This is a genomic window from Mycolicibacterium wolinskyi str. Jessa 2025 (assembly GCF_049241375.1).
GTDB classification, from domain to species: Bacteria; Actinomycetota; Actinomycetes; order Mycobacteriales; family Mycobacteriaceae; genus Mycobacterium; species Mycobacterium wolinskyi.
On the sequence record NZ_CP185960.1, the window covers coordinates 7,182,595 to 7,201,579 of the forward strand.

Annotated in this window: 18 protein-coding genes; 7 read left to right on the forward strand and 11 right to left on the reverse strand. The window is 68.3% G+C overall.

Features of this window, described 5'->3' with window-relative positions; all coding sequences use genetic code 11:
• Positions 1 to 3 precede the first annotated feature (3 nt).
• From ACOI2T_RS35465 to ACOI2T_RS35475, 3 genes are read left to right on the forward strand one after another with little or no spacing between them, the layout of a single operon-like run.
• Entirely contained in the window at positions 4 to 1,200 is a 1,197-nt protein-coding gene (locus tag ACOI2T_RS35465) for an MFS transporter (RefSeq protein ID WP_409502945.1), read from the forward strand.
• A gap of 32 nt (positions 1,201 to 1,232) precedes the next feature.
• On the forward strand, positions 1,233 to 2,459 hold the full coding sequence (locus ACOI2T_RS35470) for an acyl-CoA dehydrogenase family protein (RefSeq protein WP_409502946.1): 1,227 nt from the start codon (positions 1,233 to 1,235) through the stop codon (positions 2,457 to 2,459).
• The gene (locus tag ACOI2T_RS35475; RefSeq protein WP_409502947.1) at positions 2,459 to 3,268 is read left to right on the forward strand and encodes a tyrosine-protein phosphatase; all 810 of its coding nucleotides are present in this window, start codon (positions 2,459 to 2,461) and stop codon (positions 3,266 to 3,268) included. The genes ACOI2T_RS35470 and ACOI2T_RS35475 overlap by 1 nt, the downstream gene beginning before the upstream one ends.
• Before the next feature lie 237 nt (positions 3,269 to 3,505).
• Here the strand turns inward: ACOI2T_RS35475 and ACOI2T_RS35480 are convergent, their stop codons facing one another.
• On the reverse strand, positions 3,506 to 3,778 hold the full coding sequence (locus ACOI2T_RS35480; RefSeq protein WP_085150064.1) for a hypothetical protein: 273 nt from the start codon (positions 3,776 to 3,778) through the stop codon (positions 3,506 to 3,508).
• A 14-nt stretch (positions 3,779 to 3,792) separates the two neighbouring features.
• Positions 3,793 to 8,253: a cation-translocating P-type ATPase gene (locus tag ACOI2T_RS35485; protein ID WP_421875425.1), complete on the reverse strand. Its 4,461-nt coding sequence runs from the start codon at positions 8,251 to 8,253 to the stop codon at positions 3,793 to 3,795.
• A 60-nt stretch (positions 8,254 to 8,313) separates the two neighbouring features.
• Here ACOI2T_RS35485 and ACOI2T_RS35490 point away from each other — a divergent pair, with 60 nt between their 5' ends.
• Entirely contained in the window at positions 8,314 to 8,568 is a 255-nt protein-coding gene (locus tag ACOI2T_RS35490; RefSeq protein WP_409502948.1) for a hypothetical protein, read from the forward strand.
• 262 nt (positions 8,569 to 8,830) lie between these two features.
• On the opposite strand, the gene ACOI2T_RS35495 is transcribed toward ACOI2T_RS35490, so the two are convergent.
• The 6 genes from ACOI2T_RS35495 to ACOI2T_RS35520 are packed head-to-tail and all read right to left on the reverse strand — an operon-like array spanning position 8,831 to position 13,119.
• Positions 8,831 to 9,388 (reverse strand): YceI family protein, encoded by a 558-nt coding sequence (locus ACOI2T_RS35495; RefSeq protein WP_409502949.1) that lies wholly within the window; start codon positions 9,386 to 9,388, stop codon positions 8,831 to 8,833.
• On the reverse strand, positions 9,385 to 9,870 hold the full coding sequence (locus tag ACOI2T_RS35500; protein WP_409502950.1) for a DUF456 domain-containing protein: 486 nt from the start codon (positions 9,868 to 9,870) through the stop codon (positions 9,385 to 9,387). The genes ACOI2T_RS35495 and ACOI2T_RS35500 overlap by 4 nt, the downstream gene beginning before the upstream one ends.
• On the reverse strand, positions 9,867 to 10,589 hold the full coding sequence (locus tag ACOI2T_RS35505; RefSeq protein ID WP_409502951.1) for a methyltransferase domain-containing protein: 723 nt from the start codon (positions 10,587 to 10,589) through the stop codon (positions 9,867 to 9,869). Before ACOI2T_RS35505 ends, ACOI2T_RS35500 begins: the two co-directional genes overlap by 4 nt.
• A gap of 9 nt (positions 10,590 to 10,598) precedes the next feature.
• Positions 10,599 to 11,294, reverse strand: coding sequence for a haloacid dehalogenase type II (locus ACOI2T_RS35510; RefSeq protein ID WP_409502952.1), 696 nt, complete (start codon positions 11,292 to 11,294; stop codon positions 10,599 to 10,601).
• Positions 11,294 to 12,256, reverse strand: coding sequence for an NADPH:quinone oxidoreductase family protein (locus ACOI2T_RS35515; RefSeq protein WP_085150056.1), 963 nt, complete (start codon positions 12,254 to 12,256; stop codon positions 11,294 to 11,296). The genes ACOI2T_RS35510 and ACOI2T_RS35515 overlap by 1 nt, the downstream gene beginning before the upstream one ends.
• The gene (locus ACOI2T_RS35520; protein ID WP_067849730.1) at positions 12,253 to 13,119 is read right to left on the reverse strand and encodes an SDR family oxidoreductase; all 867 of its coding nucleotides are present in this window, start codon (positions 13,117 to 13,119) and stop codon (positions 12,253 to 12,255) included. Before ACOI2T_RS35520 ends, ACOI2T_RS35515 begins: the two co-directional genes overlap by 4 nt.
• A gap of 189 nt (positions 13,120 to 13,308) precedes the next feature.
• Between ACOI2T_RS35520 and ACOI2T_RS35525 the strand changes: the two genes are divergently transcribed.
• A complete protein-coding gene (locus ACOI2T_RS35525; protein WP_165766104.1) occupies positions 13,309 to 13,476 on the forward strand; it encodes a hypothetical protein in 168 nt (55 codons plus the stop codon).
• 57 nt (positions 13,477 to 13,533) lie between these two features.
• Here the strand turns inward: ACOI2T_RS35525 and ACOI2T_RS35530 are convergent, their stop codons facing one another.
• The 3 genes from ACOI2T_RS35530 to ACOI2T_RS35540 are packed head-to-tail and all read right to left on the reverse strand — an operon-like array spanning position 13,534 to position 16,124.
• The gene (locus ACOI2T_RS35530; protein WP_409502953.1) at positions 13,534 to 14,469 is read right to left on the reverse strand and encodes a class I SAM-dependent methyltransferase; all 936 of its coding nucleotides are present in this window, start codon (positions 14,467 to 14,469) and stop codon (positions 13,534 to 13,536) included.
• Positions 14,466 to 15,428, reverse strand: a complete 963-nt coding sequence (locus ACOI2T_RS35535) for a class I SAM-dependent methyltransferase (protein ID WP_409502954.1) — start codon at positions 15,426 to 15,428, stop codon at positions 14,466 to 14,468. Before ACOI2T_RS35535 ends, ACOI2T_RS35530 begins: the two co-directional genes overlap by 4 nt.
• Before the next feature lie 60 nt (positions 15,429 to 15,488).
• Positions 15,489 to 16,124, reverse strand: coding sequence for a TetR/AcrR family transcriptional regulator (locus ACOI2T_RS35540; RefSeq protein ID WP_067850061.1), 636 nt, complete (start codon positions 16,122 to 16,124; stop codon positions 15,489 to 15,491).
• A 124-nt stretch (positions 16,125 to 16,248) separates the two neighbouring features.
• On the opposite strand from ACOI2T_RS35540, the gene ACOI2T_RS35545 reads away from it, so the two are divergent.
• Positions 16,249 to 16,815, forward strand: coding sequence for a TetR/AcrR family transcriptional regulator (locus ACOI2T_RS35545; RefSeq protein WP_409502955.1), 567 nt, complete (start codon positions 16,249 to 16,251; stop codon positions 16,813 to 16,815).
• 21 nt (positions 16,816 to 16,836) lie between these two features.
• A complete protein-coding gene (locus ACOI2T_RS35550; RefSeq protein WP_067849740.1) occupies positions 16,837 to 18,984 on the forward strand; it encodes an FUSC family protein in 2,148 nt (715 codons plus the stop codon).
• Position 18,985: the final 1 nt, after the last annotated feature.

Genomic DNA, 18,985 nt, shown 5'->3' on the forward strand with positions numbered 1-18,985 from the left:
TCAGTGACTGCCCCACCGACCACTGTTGTCTGGCAAGGGCATCCGCGCGGCTCCAGCGACTACCGGCGCCTGCTCGCCGCCCTGTTCTGCGCCGGAGTCGCGACGTTCGCCCAGCTGTACTCGCCGCAGGCCGTGCTGCCGCTGATCGCCAGGGACCTCGGCACCGGAGCCGCCGACACCGCCCTGGCCGTATCGGCGGCGACCATCGGTCTTGCCGTCGGCGTCATCCCGTGGGCCGCACTTGCCGACCGCATCGGGCGCGTGCAGGTGATGACGATATCCGTCGCGGCGGCAACGGTTCTCGGGCTTCTCGTACCGTTCTCGCCGAGCTACCAGCTGCTGTTGTGCGGCCGGTTCCTCGAGGGCCTCGTGCTCGCCGGGGTCCCGGCGGTCGCGGTCGCCTACCTCACCGAGGAGATCAACGCCGGGCATGCCGCCCGCGCGGCGGGGACCTACGTCGCAGGCACGACGATCGGCGGTTTGGCGGGCCGGCTCGTCACCGGACCCGTGGCGGAATACGCCGGCTGGCGCGTCGGCGTCCTGATCGTGGCGGTGCTGTGCGGGCTGGCCGCGCTGGCGTTCGTCAAACTCGCGCCGCCTGCACAGGGCTTCACCCCGACGCGCAATCAACGCGACCTCGGCAGACGATTGCTGGTCAACCTGCGCTCGCCCCGCCAACTGGTGCTGTTCAGCCAGGCATTCCTGCTGATGGGCGGCTTCGTCGCGATCTACAACTTCCTCGGTTTCCGGCTCATGGCGGCGCCGTTCCACCTCCCACAGACCGTGGTGAGCCTGGTGTTCCTGGCCTATCTGGCCGGCACCTGGGCGTCCGCGCGGGCCGGCGCGGAGGCCACCCGGTTCGGGCGCCGGACCGTCATGGTGGCCTCGATCATCACGATGATCGCCGGTGTCGCGATCACGCTGAGCAACAACATCGTCGCCGTGCTGGTGGGACTCGTGGTCGCGACCGCCGGTTTCTTCGGCGCCCACGCGATCGCCTCTGGTTGGGTCGGCGTGGCGGCAGGCAACAGCAAGGCCCAGGCGTCATCGCTGTACAACCTCTTCTATTACGGCGGCTCCAGTGCCGTGGGCTGGTTCGGCGGCCTCGCGTTCGATGCCGCGGGCTGGCCCGCGGTCGCAGGCACCGTGATGGGTCTGGCCGCGCTGGCCGGGATATTGGCGCTCACCCTGCGGCGCTGACCCCCTTTGACGCGTGTCATATCGTGACGGGCATGGACTTCGCGATGTCGGCCAAAGCGGCTGATTACCACAAGCGGCTCACCGACTTCATGACCGAACACGTGTTCCCGGCCGAGGCGTCCTACCACGCCTATCGCGAGGAGAAAGGCCACAAGGACCACACGGTCCCCCCGATCGTCGAGGAGCTCAAGGCCAAAGCCCGCGAGCAGGGGCTGTGGAACCTGTTCCTGCCATCGGAATCGGGTCTGACAAACCTGGAGTACTCGCCGCTGGCCGAGATCTCGGGGTGGAGCCTGGAGGTCGCTCCCGAGGTACTCAACTGCGCCGCACCCGACACCGGCAACATGGAGACGCTGCACCTGTTCGCGACCGAGGCCCAACGCAAGCAGTGGCTTGAGCCGCTGCTGGCCGGTGAGATCCGCAGCGCCTTCGCGATGACCGAGCCCGCCGTCGCGTCCTCGGACGCGCGAAACATCGAGACGACGATGCTCCGCGACGGTGCCGACTACGTCATCAACGGCCGCAAGTGGTGGATCACCGGCGCCGCCGATCCGCGTTGCAAGCTCCTGATCGTCATGGGCCGCACCAATCCCGACGCCGCCTCACACCAACAGCAGTCGATGATCCTGGTGCCCGTGGATACCCCCGGTGTGGATATTCAGCGCTCGCTGCCGGTGTTCGGCTGGCAGGACCAGCACGGCCACTGCGAGATCGTGTTCGACAACGTCCGGGTTCCCGCCGAGAACCTGCTGCACGAGGAGGGCAGCGGATTCGCCATCGCGCAGGCGCGGCTGGGCCCGGGCCGCATCCACCACTGCATGCGCGCGCTGGGTGCGGCCGAGCGTGCGCTGGCGTTGATGGTCGACCGCGTGCAGAAGCGCGTCGCGTTCGGCAAACCGCTTGCCGAGCAGGGTGTGGTGCGGGAATCGATTGCCAAGTCCCGCAACGAGATCGACCAGGCCCGCCTGCTGTGCGAGAAGGCCGCCTGGACCATCGACCAGGAGGGCAACAAAGCCGCGCACGTGCTCGTATCGCAGATCAAGTCGGTGGCCCCGCAGGTCGCCTGCAACGTCATCGACCGCGCCATCCAGGTGCACGGCGCGGCAGGCGTCAGCGACGACACGCCGCTCGCCCGGCTCTACAGCTGGCACCGCGCCATGCGCCTGTTCGACGGGCCCGACGAGGTCCACATGCGCACGATCGCACGTGCCGAGTTGGGCCGCGAGAAATCGCCTCTTGCTTCGGCGGTAACGGGATAGTGACCGAAAGCAACGGGGCCTCAGTGCAATTGGGCGGCGTGTGGAATTTCCGCGACGTCGCAGCCGAGACCGGGATCCGGCCCGGGGTGCTCTACCGCTCCAGTGAACTCAGCCGGCTCTCCGATGACGGCCGTGCGGTGTTCCGCCGGCTCGGCATCACCGACGTCGCCGATCTGCGGTCGCACCAGGAGGTGAACCGGCGCGGCCCGGGCCAGGTGCCCGACGGCGTGGCGGTCCATCTGCTGCCGTTCCACCCCGACGACGACTCCAACCAGGACGCACCGCACGAGAGCACCTTTCAGCGCGTGATGTCGGAGTCCCCGGGCGACGAGGACGTCACCGAGGCGGCTCGGCGCTACATGACCGAGGTGTACGAGGAGTTCCCGACGCTGCCGGGCGCCCACAACGCGGTGCGCCAGGTCATCACCCTGCTGGCCGACGGCAAGCCGGTGATCGCGCACTGCTTTGCCGGCAAGGACCGCACAGGCTTCACGGTCGCGACCGTGCTGGCGACGGTCGGTATCGATCGTGACCGCGTCATCGCCGATTTCCTCCGCAGCAACGACGCGATCCCCGCACTGCGCACGCGAATCATGGATTCGGTGCGCGCACGTGCCGACGATGCGCCCGAGGTGGTCACGTTCGCCGAGGCCCGGCTGACCGACGAAGTGCTCGGCGTGCGGGAGGACTACCTGGCGGCCGCCTGGAGCAAGCTCGACGACGCCTATGGGTCGGTCACAGGGTTCGTCGAAGCCGCCGGGGTCTCTGCCGACGAGATCGAGGCGTTGCGTAAGACGCTCCTCGGCTGACGGCGCGGGCAGACCGGCATGGTGTCGCTGTGCCCGCCTTGTAGCGACAATGTCGCTGACAATCGGGCACTCCATTTTTCGTTACCGGTGATGCTGACGACGCTGGAGTGGCTGGTGCGGTCGCAACGCTGAGCCCAGAGTGGCTCACGTGATCTGTGTGGCGATTTCCGCGACATTGTCGCGCGTAGGCGGGCACGACGGTAACCCGCCCGGACCCGGCCGACGGGATCTCGGCCCTCACGCATCTTCGAGTGCCTCACCCACCTCTTGTGCGATGCGGCTGTGTTCGTTCTGCATGAGTAGGTGCCCGGCCCCGAGCACCAGCGCGACGGGCCATTCGATGATCTCCGTTGCCGCCAGCAAACCCAATGCGCCGTAGTAGGCGAGCTGTTCCGGGCGCGGAACGCTGACCTTGCCCACCACGGGCAGCGTCACGGCGAACCCCCGGGCCTCACGCACCCGCTGCACCGCTGCGCGGTGGCCGGTTGCTTTCTGTGAGTCTTCGGCCATTCGTTGCCTTTCCGTCATGTCGTTTTCGATTTCTCGACGCTTGACCTTCGCACCGTGTGAGTCGTGAGTGCGGATCCATTGACCGACGTCGTGACGCGCGCATTGGCCATCCCGTTGCGGGAGCTGTATGCGGTGTTGTGGCGTTGCGGCGTCGTCGAAATCGACGACTGAAATCTGGTGACCAACCGCGGCGCCACGGCGGCCGCGGCGGTCGCCACACCTGCTGCCGCGAGCGCGTTCGTCCATCCGACCGGGCCGAGCGGCGTGCAACCGAGCAATTGGCTGACCCCCGGTGTGCTGATCAACGCACCCAACAAGAGCAATGAGCCCGCCGCGGTGGTGACCACCAACGGACTGTGGGAGTCGATCAGCGTCTGTGCGAGCTGGGTGGAGACCAGCGCCACGAGCGCGACGGTCGACGCGCGACGCGGCGTCAACGTGAAGCCCGCCAGCAGCCAGGCGCCCGTCGCCGCACCCGCGGTCGTCGCACCGCGGATCGCGACGGTACGCCACAGCGCGGCCTGATCCGGACCATGCCCGGCACCGTCGACCGAGCGGGTCGCCGGACTCACGGCGAGAGCGGCGGCCGGAAGCGCGTCCGTCATCATGTTCACCAACAGCAGTTGGCGGGTGTTGAGCGGTGACCGCCCGGTCAGCGCACTGCCGATGATCGAGAACACCACTTCACCGGCGTTCCCGCCGAGCAGGACCGACACCGCGGCCTGGACCCGCCGCCACAGATGGCGACCCTCGTCGAGCGCGTCGACCAACGCTCCGATCCGTCCGTCGAGCAGTAGGACATCGGCCGAGCTGCGCGCCGGATCGCTGCCGCGCGATGCGACGCCGATGCCGACGGTGGCGGCTCTGATGGCCGCGGCGTCGTTGGCGCCGTCGCCGACCATCGCACACACTTGGCCGGTGCGTTCCAGTGTCTGGACGATCTGGACCTTGTGCTCGGGCGACATCCGGGCGAACACGCGCTTTTCGGCGACCGCACGCTCCTGGCTGCGGCGTGGCATCGCGACCCATTCCTCGCCGCTCATGACCTGATCGGCAGTCACCGGCATGCCCAGCTCTGCCGCGATGGCTTTGGCTGTCACCGGATGGTCGCCCGTGATGAGCCGCACGCCGATACCCTGGTGCCGCAACGACTTCAGCAACGCTGCCGACTCCGAGCGCGGGGTATCGGACAGCCCCAACAGCCCGACGAGCTCGAGCTCGTCGCGGCACAAGTCGGCGAAGTCGTCGGTTTCCGCGCGGGCGCGCTCGGCCTGCGCCGCCGTCAGCACGCGCCGCGCGACCGCGATGACCCGCAGTCCACTGCGCGCCATCTCGTCAACCTTGTCCGCCATGGCGTCGGCACCGCACGCAGCCAGCACGACCTCGGGCGCACCCTTGATCGACAGCACCTCGCCTATCACGGAGGCCGAGAACTTACGGCCCGACCGGAACGGCAGGTACGCGACAGCGCCGTCGATCGTGCCGAAGTCGAAGCTGCCTGCTTCCGCGACCGCGGCGTCGGTCGCATGCTCATGGTGGTCGCCGTTCTTGGGCGGCGTGGCACGGGCCGCGCAGTCGAGCACCTGCTCGCGCGACGACTTGCCCGCCGGTTGCACCTCCGATACCCGCAGCCGGTTCTCGCTGAGGGTGCCGGTCTTGTCGAAGCACACGACGTCGACGCGGCCGAGTGCCTCGACTGATCGGGGACTTCGCACGAGCGCGCCGGCGCGGGTCAACCGCCGGGCCGACGCCTGCTGGGCGAGCGTGGCCACGAGCGGCAGCCCTTCGGGCACGGCCGCGACAGCGACTGCCACGCCGCTGGCCACCGCGCTGCGCAACGGCAGCTTGCGCAGGACGCCCAAGCCGCTGACGAGCGCGCCGCCCGCGAGGCTGTAGGGCAGTGCACGGTTGGTCAGCTCGCGAAGCTGGGATTGCAGCCCGACCGCCTGACCTTCGCGGCGTCCGATGTCGGCCGCGCGCCGGGCCTGGGTCTGCGCGCCGACCTCGGTCACCACGGCCACCGCGGTGCCGGTCACGAGCGTCGTGGCGGCGTGAATCATGCAGTGCCGCTCGGCAAGAACCGCACCCGGTGTCGCGTCGACCTGTTTGGCCACCGGCAGCGACTCACCGGTGAGCGCCGCCTCGTCGGCTTCGACGTCGACCGCCGAGATGATCCGCGCATCGGCAGGCACCACCTCACCCGCACGCACTTCGATCACATCACCGGGCCGTAACCGCGCGGCCGGAACGTTCTGGTACCCCTCGCCGACGACCCGGCGCGCCGGCGGATCCTGAACCGCCAGCAGCCGTCGCAGCAGCCGCTCGGCCCGAACCTGTTGCGTGGCAGCGAGTACGGCGTTTCCGGTCAGCACCGACCCGACGAGAACGGCGTCGACCGGTGAGCCCAGTAATGCGCTCGCGGCAGAGCCGACCGCGAGCACGGGGGTCAAGGGATCCGACAGTTCACCACGCAGCGCGGTCGCGAGCTCGGACACCTGTTGGCGGGCAGAGCCGCCGATCCGCCGTACCACTGCCGGTCCGATCGGTGAAACCTCTTGCGGTTGATCAGGTTCCGAAACGGCGAGATGCTGCTGCACCTGATCGGGTGTCATGGCGTGCCAGTCCTCCACCGGGGCCGGTGCAGGAGCCGGATCGAGCAGCACCCCGCGGGCAAGCATGAACCCGGTGGCCAGACCGGCGGCAGCACCGGCCGTCACCGGACCGGGACCCATGCCACGAACACCCGGAATCATCAAGAGCGCACCGAGCAACGAGCCGCTCGTCGCGAGTTCGACGCCACGTTCACTGGCCCGGCGGGCCGCGGGCAACGCGTGCAGGATGCGCCACACGGCCTCCAGGTCGCCCGCGAGAAGATCGGCGTGCCATGGTGTTCCACCGTGCGGACCGAGCAGTCCGACCCCGAGGTCGGCGGCCCGAAGCGCACGCGCCGAATCCACCGACAGCACGGCCACCGTGCGGTCGTTGCGCTGCAGGGCGTCGACGGCTCCGGCGAGCGCGGCATCGATACCGCCGTCGGGCGGGTACAGATCGTCGAACGACGAACGCAGATCGCCGAGCTGGTCGAGATCCAGCGACACGGCATGCGCGCCGGCCCGACGGATCTCGCCGAGCAGACTCTGGGCCAGCGGGTCATGCGCGTGACGCACGAGCACCTTGCCGCGAGCCCGGCCATTGCGTGCCGCCCCGCCCAAATCCGGTGTGTGCCAGCCGGCCGACAGCGCACCCTCGTCGAGTTTGTCCTGTGCCCACCGCCAGGCCGCGGCACGGTCGCGTTCGGCGACGTCACGGAATTGGCCGACTCGCAGTTCGTCCGTCACGAGCACCCGCGGATCGACGACAACGGCGTCGATGCGGTCGAGCATCCGCAACGCGCGCGGCCGGATCGGCAACACATCGAACCGCTCGGCCAGTCCGCGCCCGAGCGAGCTCGCGAACGCCTCACGGGCGTTGCGGCCGGCCTTGGGCGCCGTGACCACCGCCGCGGTTGCCGCGGTGTTGAGGTTGCGGGCGAGCACGCCGGCAGATGCGGCCGCGACCGCTTGCGCCCGCGCGCACTTCTCGGCGTGCCGTTCGACCGCACCGGCGGGCAGCGGATGCGGTCGAGGCGGTGCCGGAACCGTGTCAGCGCACTCCGCCTCGGAGGCCAGTGCCGGTTCGTGAACTTGCCAGGCGTTGGATGCCGCGACGGCCTCTGCGACCTGTGAGAGGTGGCGGACGAATTCGACGGCGACCGCCGCAGGCGACTGCGTGAGGGCATAGACCGTCGCGGCGGCGATGGCGAGCGTCGCGTCGGCTGCTTGTGGCCCCAGCCGGGATTCGAGCAGCGACCGGACCCGCGGCTGATAGTCGACGAGCGTCACGGCGGCGGTCAGGCCGGCGGGCAGCCGCGGCAGCATCAACGCCCGGCCGGCCGTCGCCACGCAGACGCCCGCACCGTTCGCGGCGGCCGCAATCACCTTTCCGGCCAACGCGATGCCGTCGCCGGGGAGTTCGGCGGCCGAAGCCGCGTACTCGTCGGAGCCGTACGTTTCGGCGGCAGCGACGATCTCGCTGAGTTGTCGCACATCCGGCGTTTCGGAGGAGTCGTCGAATTCGACCACGATGCGCGACAGCGGATAGTTGAGCTTCGCCGAGCGGATACCGGGTTGCGCGCGGACCGCACGTGCCACGGCAGCGCCGATCTCGCTTCCGTGCTCTGACTGCAGCCCGCGAACCTCGATCCAGCACCGCTCATCCCCGCGCCAGTAGCGGCGCCCCGGCTTGCCGCCGACGAATTCGGTGGCGGCCGTGAGCGCGGACTGGAGCGTGTCGGGTGACGTGAGCCGGGTGGCCAATCCAACGGAACCGGACGCCATGCGCATACCGGTTCCGACTGTCAGCACGACGGGTGTCGCGGCCACCGTCGTGGCCACGGTCGCCGCGCGCTGGATTGCCCGTCCGATGCCGGCGATCACTTAGCGGTACGCCGGGTTGACGAACCAGTTGAAGCCCGGCGGGCCGATGCCTTCGAAGCCTTGGCCGGCGACGAGCGCTTGGAGGGCGATCGTGACGACGTCGATCGTGATGTTGACCGCGCCGATGCCGACCTGGTTGACGTGCCCGACGATCCTGACGACGTACCGGCCTCATCGGTGTGCCCGTCGCGCGCACGCTCGTTGAGTTGGTGCACCAGAAGTGCCGCGCCGCCCACCGTGAGCAACACCGGCCATTCGATGAGTCCCGCGGTGCCGACCGCGGCCATCGTGACGGCCGCCGCCGCCGTCGAGTGACTGCCCCGACTCAACCCGTCGCGGATTCCCGCTCCGGTACCTTTGATTCCACCTACGACGCCGTTGATGGCCGCGCCTCCGACTGCTCCCGCTGCGGCGGTGGCGACGTCCGCGGTCCGGCCGACGGTTTGAACGACACCTGAGACGATGTTCATGATCGGACTCCTCACGTTCATCCTGTGGTCGATACCCGTTAACGCCGTGATCTACACATGCGTCAACGAATTTCTCGGATGTGGTCAGGAACCGTTGCAGCGCAAAGCTATTCGGTGGACTTTGGGTGCCCGGCCGTGAACGTCACCTCAACCTCGTCGGCCACTTTCATGGCGCCCATCATCATCGAGTACCGCTTGATGCCGAAGTCGGTGTGCGCGACGACGGCCGCACCGGAAATTCGCCACGAACCCCCGTCATCCTCGACCCGGATGTCCACGGTCTGCTCGCCGGCGCGGCCGTTGAGTTCGAGGGTGCCGATCAGTCGGATGACGTCGGTGTCGCGTTCGATGGCGGCCGACCGGAATCGGGCGTGTGGGAATTTGCCGGTCCGCAGCGACTTCGTCGCGTTGGCACGCACCAGCTTCTTCTCGGCGCCCGACAGCGGCGTCACACCACCTTCACCGCGGATGACGTCAAGCGATTCGAGGTCGACCGTCACCGCGACCTCGACGGGATCGTCACCCGACCACTGCACGGTCGCCTGCCACGACCGCATCGCAATCGTCAGCCGATGACCCATGCGCGCCGCAGTCCCGGTGACACCGGTGTGCAGCAACAATTCACCGTCCGACGCGTCCAGCGTCCACTGCCCGTTGGCGGTCAATTTGTCGCGAACACCCCCGCAACCCAGGCCATCGTCGCCAACAGGGCTCCGACCAACTCGACACCGACCGACAACGCAACACCCTTGAGCGCGTGCACGGTCGATGCCCACGCGCGCCGATAGTCCCGGCGTGCGCCCAACTCGGCCAGATAGACCCCCGCGACGAATCCGATCACCAATCCGATCACCGGAATCACGAAGAAGCCGACGATGCCGAGCACCGCGCCCGCCACGAGACTGAGCGTCCGGACTTCTGCCGCGCGCATCCGCCGCACCGGCCAGAGATATTTGATGACCTCGGCGGCGACGAACAGCACGGTCGCCACACCGAGCGTGATCCACGACGCCGTGTTGTGCTCGACGACGGCCCACACCGCGATCGCGGCGAACACCAGCAGCCCGCCCGGCAGGATGGGCACCACGATGCCGATCAAGCCGATCGCGATCGCCAGCGCGACGAGAACGATCCCGAGCGTGCTCACGGCTTGGCCCCGCGGACCCACTGGATGAACCCATGGGTCTTGGACCGCACGCCGACCAGGCCGAGATCTTCGAACACGTCACCGAGCTCGTCCTCGGCGAACAACCGGGCGCCGCCCCTCGACAGGAACCGCAACGCCGCACCGTGCCCGGCCGTCGGCACCATGACCGCCATCCGCCGGCCCGGCCGCAACACACGCACCATCTCCGACAGCGCCGCAACGGGATCCGGAATCAGCTGCAGCACCGCGAGCGAGACGACGGCGTCGAAGCTCTCGTCACGGAACGGCAGCCGCTGCGCATCGGCCCGCAGGAACCCGACCTGCCGCCCGGCCTCTGCTTCGACGGCACGCGCCAGCATCGGTTCGGAGATGTCGACGCCCAGGGCCACGCCGTCCAGGCCCGCCGCCCGCGCCAACGCCGCGGTGATGTTGCCTGGCCCGCTGCCGACATCGAGTGCGGTGCCGCCGCTGGGAATGTTCAACCAGTCGATGGGCGGCCGCGATGCCGACACGATCCGGCGGTTCAGCAACTGGGCTTGGTCATAGAGCATCGAACCGAGCGGCGATGCCCACGCTTTCTGGATGAAACCCGTGTTCTTCGGGGCGTCACTGCCCGTTCCGAGCAGATCGAGATAGCCGTGGCTGAGATCGGGTTCGGCCGGCGGATCGATCAGCAGATCGAGCGCCTTGCGCAAGGCCTGGCTCGAAGCGGTGTCCATGGTTCTACGCTACGCACCGAGCTGGTCGGCGAGGTCGCCAAAATCCGTCGCGACGATGTCGAACTCACCCTGCTCGACCGAATGCGGCGGGCGGCCGGGCCCGAACTCGAGCGGCCGCGCCACGTACGCGGTTCCGAGGCCCGCCGCGCGGGCCGCGCGGAGGTCGGAGGGGTGAGCCGCGACCAACGTCAGCTCGCGCGGTGCGACGTCGAGCAGTTCGGCACACCCCAGGTATGCCTCGGGGTCGGGCTTGTAATGCCGGAACAACTCCGCCGAGATCACGCAATCCCACGGCAGTCCCGCATGTTTGGCCATATTGGTCAGCAGCGACACGTTGCCGTTGGACAGCGTGGTGATGACGAAGCGTTCCTTGAGCCGAGTGAGACCTGCCACCGAGTCCGGCCACGGGTCGAGCCGATGCCAGGCCCGGTTGAGGTGGTCGATCTCGCCGTCGGCGATTCGGATGCCCGCGCCGTCGAGCAGGTCGACCAGGATTGAGCGGTGCAGATCGTCGATCCTGGTCCACGGCAGCTCACCGCGGCGCACCCGGTCCATCGCCGGGGCGTAACCAGCCCGCCAGTTGTCCGCGAAGGCAGGCCAATCCCGTTGCAGCCCTTGATTTTTACCGAACGTTTCGAGCTCGGCGATGATCGAGGACCGCCAGTCGACCACGGTCCCGAACACGTCGAACGCCACGGCCTTCATTACGGCTCCAGGACCAGCTTGCCCCGCACCTGCCCGCCCGCCAGGGCGTCGAGCGCGGCCACCCCGTCGGACAGCGGATAGCGCACCGGCGGCGGGGGCCGCAGCCCGTCGGCCACCAGCTTGCCGAGCTGGGCTCCGACGTCGGCCTGTGCGCCGGGTGTGCGGTTGACGAACTCGCCCCAGCCGACGCCGACGACGCTGACGTTGCGCAGCAGCAGCCGGTTCACCTTGACGGTCGGGATGCCTCCGGCGGCGAACCCGATGACCAACAACCGGCCCTCGGTGGCCAAGACGCGAACCGCGTCGTCGAACGCCTCGCCGCCGATCGGGTCCACGACCATGTCGACACCGCGGCCGTCGGTGGCATCGAGCACGGCCTGGCGCCAACCGTCGGTCAGCGGCAACACCACGTCGGCACCGAGCCCCGAGACGAACTCCTCGGCGCCCGGCCGGTGCACCATCGCGATGACGCGCGCGCCCAGCGCCTTGGCGAGCTGTATCGAGGCCGTGCCGATCCCGCCTGCCGCGCCGAGCACCAGCACGGTCTCGCCGGGCTGCAGCGCGCCACGGCGGGCCAACGCGAACTGCATCGTGTAGTAGTTGCCGAGCAGTGAGGCCGCAGCCCCGTCGTCGAGACCGTCCGGCGTGGGAATCACGCCGGACGGGTTGACCGCGACCTGCTCGGCGTAGCCGCCGAGCATCGTGAACGCCGATACCCGCTGGCCCGGCGTGAAGCCCGACCCCTCGGGCGCCGAGCGCACCGTCCCGGCGACTTCCATACCCGGGATGAACGGCGGTTCCAGCCGCAGCTGGTACTCACCGCGCAACAACAGCAGATCCGGGAAGCAGACGCCGGCGGCACCGACGTCCACGATCACCGCGTCATGCGACTCGGGTTCGGGGACATCGGCGTACGCCAGCCCGGCGGTGCCGGTAAGTGCCTGCGCTACAAGCGCTTTCATCCCAGCTTGAAGCTTGCCTGCTGGGCCGCGGACAGGTCGGTGATCTCGCCCCACTTGGCGGCGACATCGTCGACCGACGGCACGCCGTCGGAGAAGGTGACACCTTCGTTCTGGAACAGTGCCGTTCGCTGAACCTTGCCGCCGCCGACGATGAAGACCGAATCGGTGTCCTGCAGTTCCTCGGTCATCAGGTAGGCGACCACCGGTGCGACGTACTCGGGCGTGAGCTTCTCGAACACCTCGGGCGGCAGGATGTCCTGCGTCATGCGAGTCGCCGCGATCGGGGCGACCGCGTTGGTCTTGATGTTGTACTTGGCGCCTTCCTGGGCCAGCGTGTTGATGAGGCCGACCAGGCCGAGCTTGGCGGCGCCGTAGTTGGCCTGGCCGAAGTTGCCGAATAGACCGCTCGTGGAGGTCGCGACGACGACGCGGCCGAAGCTCTGCTCACGGAAGTGCGGCCAAGCCGCGCGGATGACGTTGTAGCCGCCGTACAGATGCACCTTGAGCACGGCGTCCCAGTTCTCGAACGTCATCTTGTGGAACGTGCCGTCGCGCAGGATGCCTGCGTTGCTGACGACGCCGTCGACCTTGCCGAACTCGTCGATCGCGGTCTTGATGATGTTCTCGGCGCCCTCGGGCTCCGCGACGCTGTCGTAGTTGGCGACGGCCCGGCCGCCGGCTTCCTTGATCTCGTTGACCACCTGATCGGCCATGTTGTGGCCGGCGCCGGTGCCGTCGCGGGCGCCGCCGAGATCGTTGACGACGACGCTGGCGCCCTCACGGGCCAACGTCAGGGCATATTCACGTCCGAGACCACCACCGGCTCCGGTGACGACGACGACGCGGTCCTGCACTCCTGGCATGGGATTCCTCTCCTCCGACGGGCCGTAATGGCTGTCACAGCTGCGTGGCTTTCCTTCTCTGTATACGGCGGGCTCATCGGCAGCAATGCACCGGGTCGGCTCAGTAAGCGAAGTCACACGTCACCTGGAATTAACACCGCGCTTCTTAAGTTGAATGAGTCAAGAAAAGAGTTCGGAAGGGGACATGAAATGAAGAAGCTCGGATTCACCGCAATGGTCGCCAGCGGACTGGCAGCGGCAGTGCTCGGCTTGGCCGGGCCGGCGTCGGCCGACATCGGGCACCACGACTGGGTGCAGGACACCCAGCAGCGCGCCACCGTCAGCCAGACGGCCCCGGTTTTCGGCAACGGCCGCTGACACGCCATCAGCGAACGAAAAAGGGCGCCCCGAGCGGGCGCCCTTTTTCGTTGTGATTCAGCGCTTTTCGGCGGTGACGAACGTCGAGAACGCGTTGCGGTCGTGCTCTTGCGTCATCTGGACGAGGCGGTCGAGCCTGCTCATCTCGTCCAGTGAGTGCTGTCCTTGTGCCTGCCAGCCGTTGGCGTTGAGCCAGTCCGCGACATCGGCGCGGTCCGGGTCCTCGTAGATGAGTTCCTGGATGTCGAGCGCCGAACCCAGGTTGAACTGGTCGGCGAATTTCTGGAAGCGCTCCCGCATCTCCTCGCGGCGCTCACTGGAGCTGACGCCTGCGGTTTCTGCCGCGATTCGGCTGGCCGGCGCCGACAACTCCGTCACGAGCTCGAACAGCCGATCCTGGGCGTCGGCAGGCAGGTACATCAACAGGCCCTCGGCCAGCCACGCGGTGGGCTTGCTGTCGTCAAAACCCGCGTCCCGCAATGCCTTCGGCCAATCGAACCGCAGATCCACCGGGACCTCGCGGCGCTGCGCGGCCGGCTGCACCCCATGCTCGGCCAGCGTGGCGGCCTTGTACTCCAGCACCTTCGGCTGGTCGATCTCGTACACCGTGGTGCCCGCGGGCCAGTCCAGCCGGTACGCGCGGGAATCGAGACCCGACGCCAGGATCACGATCTGGCGGATTCCGGCGTCGACCGCCTTGGCGAAGTAGTCGTCGAAGAAGTGGGTGCGGACCGCCTGGTAGTTGCCCATGTGCTCGAAGATCGCCGCGGCCTCCGGGTCGGCGTCCTCGATCTTGCTCGCGAATTCGGTGTCCAGCAACGACTCCCACACACCCGTACCGGCACCGGCGACCAGGATCTTCGCGTACGGATCCTTGATCAGCGCGTCGTCGCGTGCGGTTTCACCGGCACGCGCGGCCGCGACCATGACGGCCGTCGCTCCCACGCTCGTGGCGATGTCCCAGGTGTCGTCATGAGTGCGTAGTGAGCTCATCGCGATTCTCCGTCCAGTCGAGCGCGCAGCAGCACGCTGTCCATGCCGAGTTCAGCCAGGTCGGCTTCTCGGGCCGGTCGGCCCAGCCGGGCCATCTCGTCAATACTTGCCACCGCGTCGACCTCCCAGCCGTGTGCGGCCAGCCATTCGGCCGCATCGGCCCGGTCGGCATCGGCGTACATCAGGGCGTCGACGTCGATGTCGAGATCGAGTTGGGTGCGCATGTGCGCGGCACGAGCTCGGCGCTCGGCACGCCGCTCCTCGGTGTAGCGCTCGGGATCGAGATTGAAAGCCTCGACGGCGATCCGGCTTCCGGGTGCACTGTGCGCGCCGACCAATTCGAAGAGCCGGTCCTGGGCATCGGCCGGCAGGTACGGCAGTAGTCCTTCCGCGAGCCAGGCCGTCGGCTGTGCCGGGTCGAACCCGTTCTCGATGAGGGCCGCGGGCCAGTCGTCGCGCAGATCGACGGGAACCGCAACGTAGCGCGACCGGGCGACGGCGCCGTGCGCATCGAGCGTTGCGGTCTTGTATTGCAGCACCTTCGGCTGGTCGATCTCGAACACCGTCGTGCCCGCTGGCCAGTCCAGCCGGTATGCCCGCGAATCGAGGCCGGCGGCCAGGATCACGACCTGCCGGATCCCGGCGTGCGCGACCTCGGCGAAATAGTCGTCGAAATAGTGCGTCCGCACGGCCTGATAGTTGCGTGCCATCTCGTGGATACGACGCGCGTCCTCGTCGTCGCCGATCCAGTACGGGTCGCTACTCGCGAGCTGGGCCCAGGCCGGTCCCGCGGCAGACACCAGCAGGAACGCGAACTCGTCGCGGATCAGCGGGTCGGGTTGTGCGGTCTCGGCGGCGCGCGACGCCGCGACGCCCAGCGCAGTTGCCCCAACGCTCTCGGTGATGTCCCAGCTGTCCCCGGCAGCCCGTACGGACTGCGCTTCGCTCAGATCAGTCATTTAGTAGCAATGCTACTAAAACTTAGCCAGGCTATTGGGTGGCGTGCGTCACGCCCCCGCTCAATCGCGAAGTTGCCAGAGCTTGTTGGCCATGAGCATTTCGAACTTGTCGACGATGATGCCGAGTTCGCCCTGTCTGCCGACATACCCCGCGTAAAACCCCATGCCCCACATCACCGCGACCAGCATTTCGACGATCGCCGGGATGTCGGTGTCGGTATTGAGTTCGCCGCGCTCGATCGCGTCGTTGACGGCCCACTCCACGAACTCACGCGAATTCTTCAGCGCGTCGTGCTCTTCGGACACGAGTTCGGGATGACGCTGCGACTCCAGCACCGAGGTGACCAGGAACGCGGCCGCCGACCGATCCGCCGATTCGGCGTCCATCGCGGCTGCGAAGAATGCCGAGAGCCTGCCGAGAAGTGTGGTGGCTTCCCGCGCTCGGGCGATGCCCGCGGCAATCACGGTCGTATTCGTCTGTTCGACCACCTCGCGGTACAACACGCGTTTGCTACCGAAATAGTGGTTGATCGCAGGCCTGGTGAGATCGGCTCTGATCGCGATCGCCTGGAATGTTGCGGCGTCATAGCCGAGTTCGCTGAACACCTCGCGCGCCGCATGCAATATGCGCTCGCGTGTCTCCGCTGCCTTAGCTGCCGGAGGACGACCCGGTCCTCGGCTCGCAATGTGCGCCACGGTCAAATTGTGCCACACGTCACCTCGGCGCTCGCACAGAGTGTCTATTCGGAGTTTCGCGCGCGGATTTGCCAGCAAATACCCCCGGAAATTGAGGCTTGACCGACGAACTAGGGTGACCTGGATGGCAGGCGTCGTTTCACGGGAGTCGTACTTCGACACCGGTCTGGACGTGTTGTCCGATCTGGGCTACGGCGGCCTGAAACTCGCCGAAGTGTGTAACCGGCTTGGCGTCACAACCGGGTCGTTCTACCACTACTTCCCCAACTGGTCCGCGTACACCAGAGAGCTCATCGCACACTGGCGGCAGGCGCGGACACTGCGGGTTGTGGAGGCCGTGCGCGCCGACCCCGATCCGCACCGGCGCATCGAAACCCTCATCGAGGAGGCGCTCGCGCTGCCACACGGCGCCGAGGCGGCGATCCGGGTGTGGAGTTCGCTCGACCCGGACGTCTACACCGTCCAGGCCGTCGTCGATCAACTGCGGTTCGACATCATCTACGAGTCGGCGCGCGAGATCATCGGTGACGATCTCAACGCCCGTTATTTCGCGGCATGGGGTGTCTACCTGATCGTCGGTTACGAGCAGAGCACGCTGCCGCGCGACACCGAGGCACTCAAGTGGATCTCGTTCCAGTTGCGCGACGCGCTGGAGTCGGGCCGCTTCACTCCGACACCGGAAACCGGCTAGAGACGCCTACGATCGAGTCTCATGCTGACCCCGGCCGACATGTGGCACCGGGCAGCAGACCGGCTGCGGGATCGCGACCCCGAGTACGACGCGCTGCGACGCGCGGCGCGCGCGGGGATCGTGTTGCCGATCGCGGCCGCGATCGCCTTCGCCGTCGGCGCCGGATCCCAGACCCCGTTGTTCAGTATCTTCGGCGCGGTTTCGCTGCTGATCACCGCGGACTTCCCAGGCAACCGGCCAGCCCGCGCGCTCGCGTACTGCGGCTTGGCGTTCAACGGGGCCGTGCTGATCGTGTTGGGCACCCTGATCGCGCCGCACGTCTGGTTGAGCGTGCTGTCGATGTTCGTCATCGGTGTGGTCGTGGCGTTCTCCGGGGTGCTCAGCGAGATCGTCGCCGCCGGTCAGCGTGCGACCCTGCTCTTGTTCGTGCTGCCGCTGTGCACACCCGTCGGGCCCATCCCGGACCGGCTCCTCGGCTGGCTGATCGCGCTCGTGGTCTGCGTCCCCGCGGCGCTGTTCCTCTTTCCTCCGCGCCACCATGACGAACTGCGCCGGTACGCGGCCCGCGTCTGCCGCAAGCTGGCCGACCGGTTGGAAGGCAAGGCATCCGCACGCGACGTCACGCGCGCGATGAACGAGTTGTACGCCAGCTTCCTCGGCGCCGACTATCGTCCCGTCGCCCTCACCGCGGGAAGCCGCGCCCTGGTCCGGGTGGTCGACGACCTGGGCTGGATATCCGACCGGATCACCGACGAGACAGGTGAAAAACTCGGCGCGATGCGCGATCCCGCGGTGCGCGTCTTGCGCGACAGTGCCGCGGTGCTGCGCATCCACGACGCCGCCGAACGCGCAAGGCGGGGAGCGGACCTGTGGGCCGCGCTCGCCGAGCAGCGCACGGTCGCGCAAGGCACCTACCGCGACGACATCGCCGCGATCCTCGGCAGCGCCGACGACGCGGCCGCCGTCGAGGTCGGCCGCACGCTGCTCGTCCGCCGCACCATCTCGGCAACCATCGCGGTGACCGGGCGCGTCATCGGCAACGCCGCCCTGGCCGATGCCCGGCCGGTGTGGGCGCGCGTGCTCGGCCGGCGCCTGCCCGAGACGGGGACCGCGGACTGGGTGATGCCCGAGACCGTTGCGATCGCGGCCATCGCCAAGGGATTTCTGGCGACCCGGGCGGTGGTGTTGCGCAACAGCCTGCGCACGGGCCTTGGGCTCGCGCTGGCGGTCGCCGTGACCCACGTGTTCCCGGTCGAGCACGGGTTCTGGGTCGTGCTCGGCGCGATGTCGGTGCTACGGAGCAGCGCGCTCACCACGGGTACGCGGGTGTTGCGGGCCGTGGCCGGGACGGCGATCGGATTCGTGCTCGGCGCGGTGCTCATCGAACTGGTCGGGGTGGATCCGGTGGTGCTGTGGATCCTCCTGCCGATCGTCGCGTTCGGTTCGGCGTACGTGCCCGAGGTCGCGTCGTTCATCGCCGGGCAGGCCGCGTTCACGATGATGGTGCTGATCAACTTCAACCTGATCGCCCCGACCGGTTGGCAGGTGGGCTTGATCCGCGTGGAGGACGTCGTGGTGGGTGCGCTCGTCGGCATCGTGGTGTCGGTCCTGCTGTGGCCGCGCGGCGCGAAGGCCTCGGTGGCGAACGCGATCGACCAGGCCCGCGCCGTCGGCGCGGAATTCCTCAAGGCCGCCGTGCTGCGCGTGACCCGTGGCGCCTCCGAGGACGCCACCGACCGGGTGATCGCGCTCAGCCACGCCGGCCTCGAAGCATCGCGGACACTGGATGATGCTGTGCGCCAGTATCTTTCGGAGAACGGCGGACCAACCGACCAGCGCGCTCCGGTGGTCCGGGCGGCCAACCGGGCCACCCGGGTACGGGCGGCGGCCGAGCTCATCGCCGACGTCGTGCCGCCACCGCTCGGCGTCTACCAGACGACGCGCGAGTCGATCGAGACCCACGCCAAGGCCATCTGCGACCGGCTCACCGGCGTGGACACCACTTCGGCGCTCGTGCCGATCGGTGACACGTTCGTACTGGCGTTGCGCGCCGAGGCCAACGACGGTGACGGCCTCGCGGTATCGGCGGCCCTGCCGCTGGTGACCGTAGCGGCCAATCTCGGCGAGCTGGAGTTGCTGTACCCGCAGCCCGCCGAATCGGTCAACTAGC

What these genes read in the sequence shown, in the direction of transcription:
- ACOI2T_RS35470 (WP_409502946.1), top strand. Translation starts at nt 1,233, where the DNA reads ATGGACTTCGCGATGTCGGCCAAAGCGGCTGATTACCACAAGCGGCTC.
- ACOI2T_RS35510 (WP_409502952.1), bottom strand. Translation starts at nt 11,294, where the DNA reads ATGAAGGCCGTGGCGTTCGACGTGTTCGGGACCGTGGTCGACTGGCGG.
- ACOI2T_RS35520 (WP_067849730.1), bottom strand. Translation starts at nt 13,119, where the DNA reads ATGCCAGGAGTGCAGGACCGCGTCGTCGTCGTCACCGGAGCCGGTGGT.
- ACOI2T_RS35550 (WP_067849740.1), top strand. Translation starts at nt 16,837, where the DNA reads ATGCTGACCCCGGCCGACATGTGGCACCGGGCAGCAGACCGGCTGCGG.
- ACOI2T_RS35525 (WP_165766104.1), top strand. Translation starts at nt 13,309, where the DNA reads ATGAAGAAGCTCGGATTCACCGCAATGGTCGCCAGCGGACTGGCAGCG.
- ACOI2T_RS35515 (WP_085150056.1), bottom strand. Translation starts at nt 12,256, where the DNA reads ATGAAAGCGCTTGTAGCGCAGGCACTTACCGGCACCGCCGGGCTGGCG.
- ACOI2T_RS35480 (WP_085150064.1), bottom strand. Translation starts at nt 3,778, where the DNA reads ATGGCCGAAGACTCACAGAAAGCAACCGGCCACCGCGCAGCGGTGCAG.
- ACOI2T_RS35530 (WP_409502953.1), bottom strand. Translation starts at nt 14,469, where the DNA reads ATGAGCTCACTACGCACTCATGACGACACCTGGGACATCGCCACGAGC.
- ACOI2T_RS35535 (WP_409502954.1), bottom strand. Translation starts at nt 15,428, where the DNA reads ATGACTGATCTGAGCGAAGCGCAGTCCGTACGGGCTGCCGGGGACAGC.
- ACOI2T_RS35505 (WP_409502951.1), bottom strand. Translation starts at nt 10,589, where the DNA reads ATGGACACCGCTTCGAGCCAGGCCTTGCGCAAGGCGCTCGATCTGCTG.
- ACOI2T_RS35545 (WP_409502955.1), top strand. Translation starts at nt 16,249, where the DNA reads ATGGCAGGCGTCGTTTCACGGGAGTCGTACTTCGACACCGGTCTGGAC.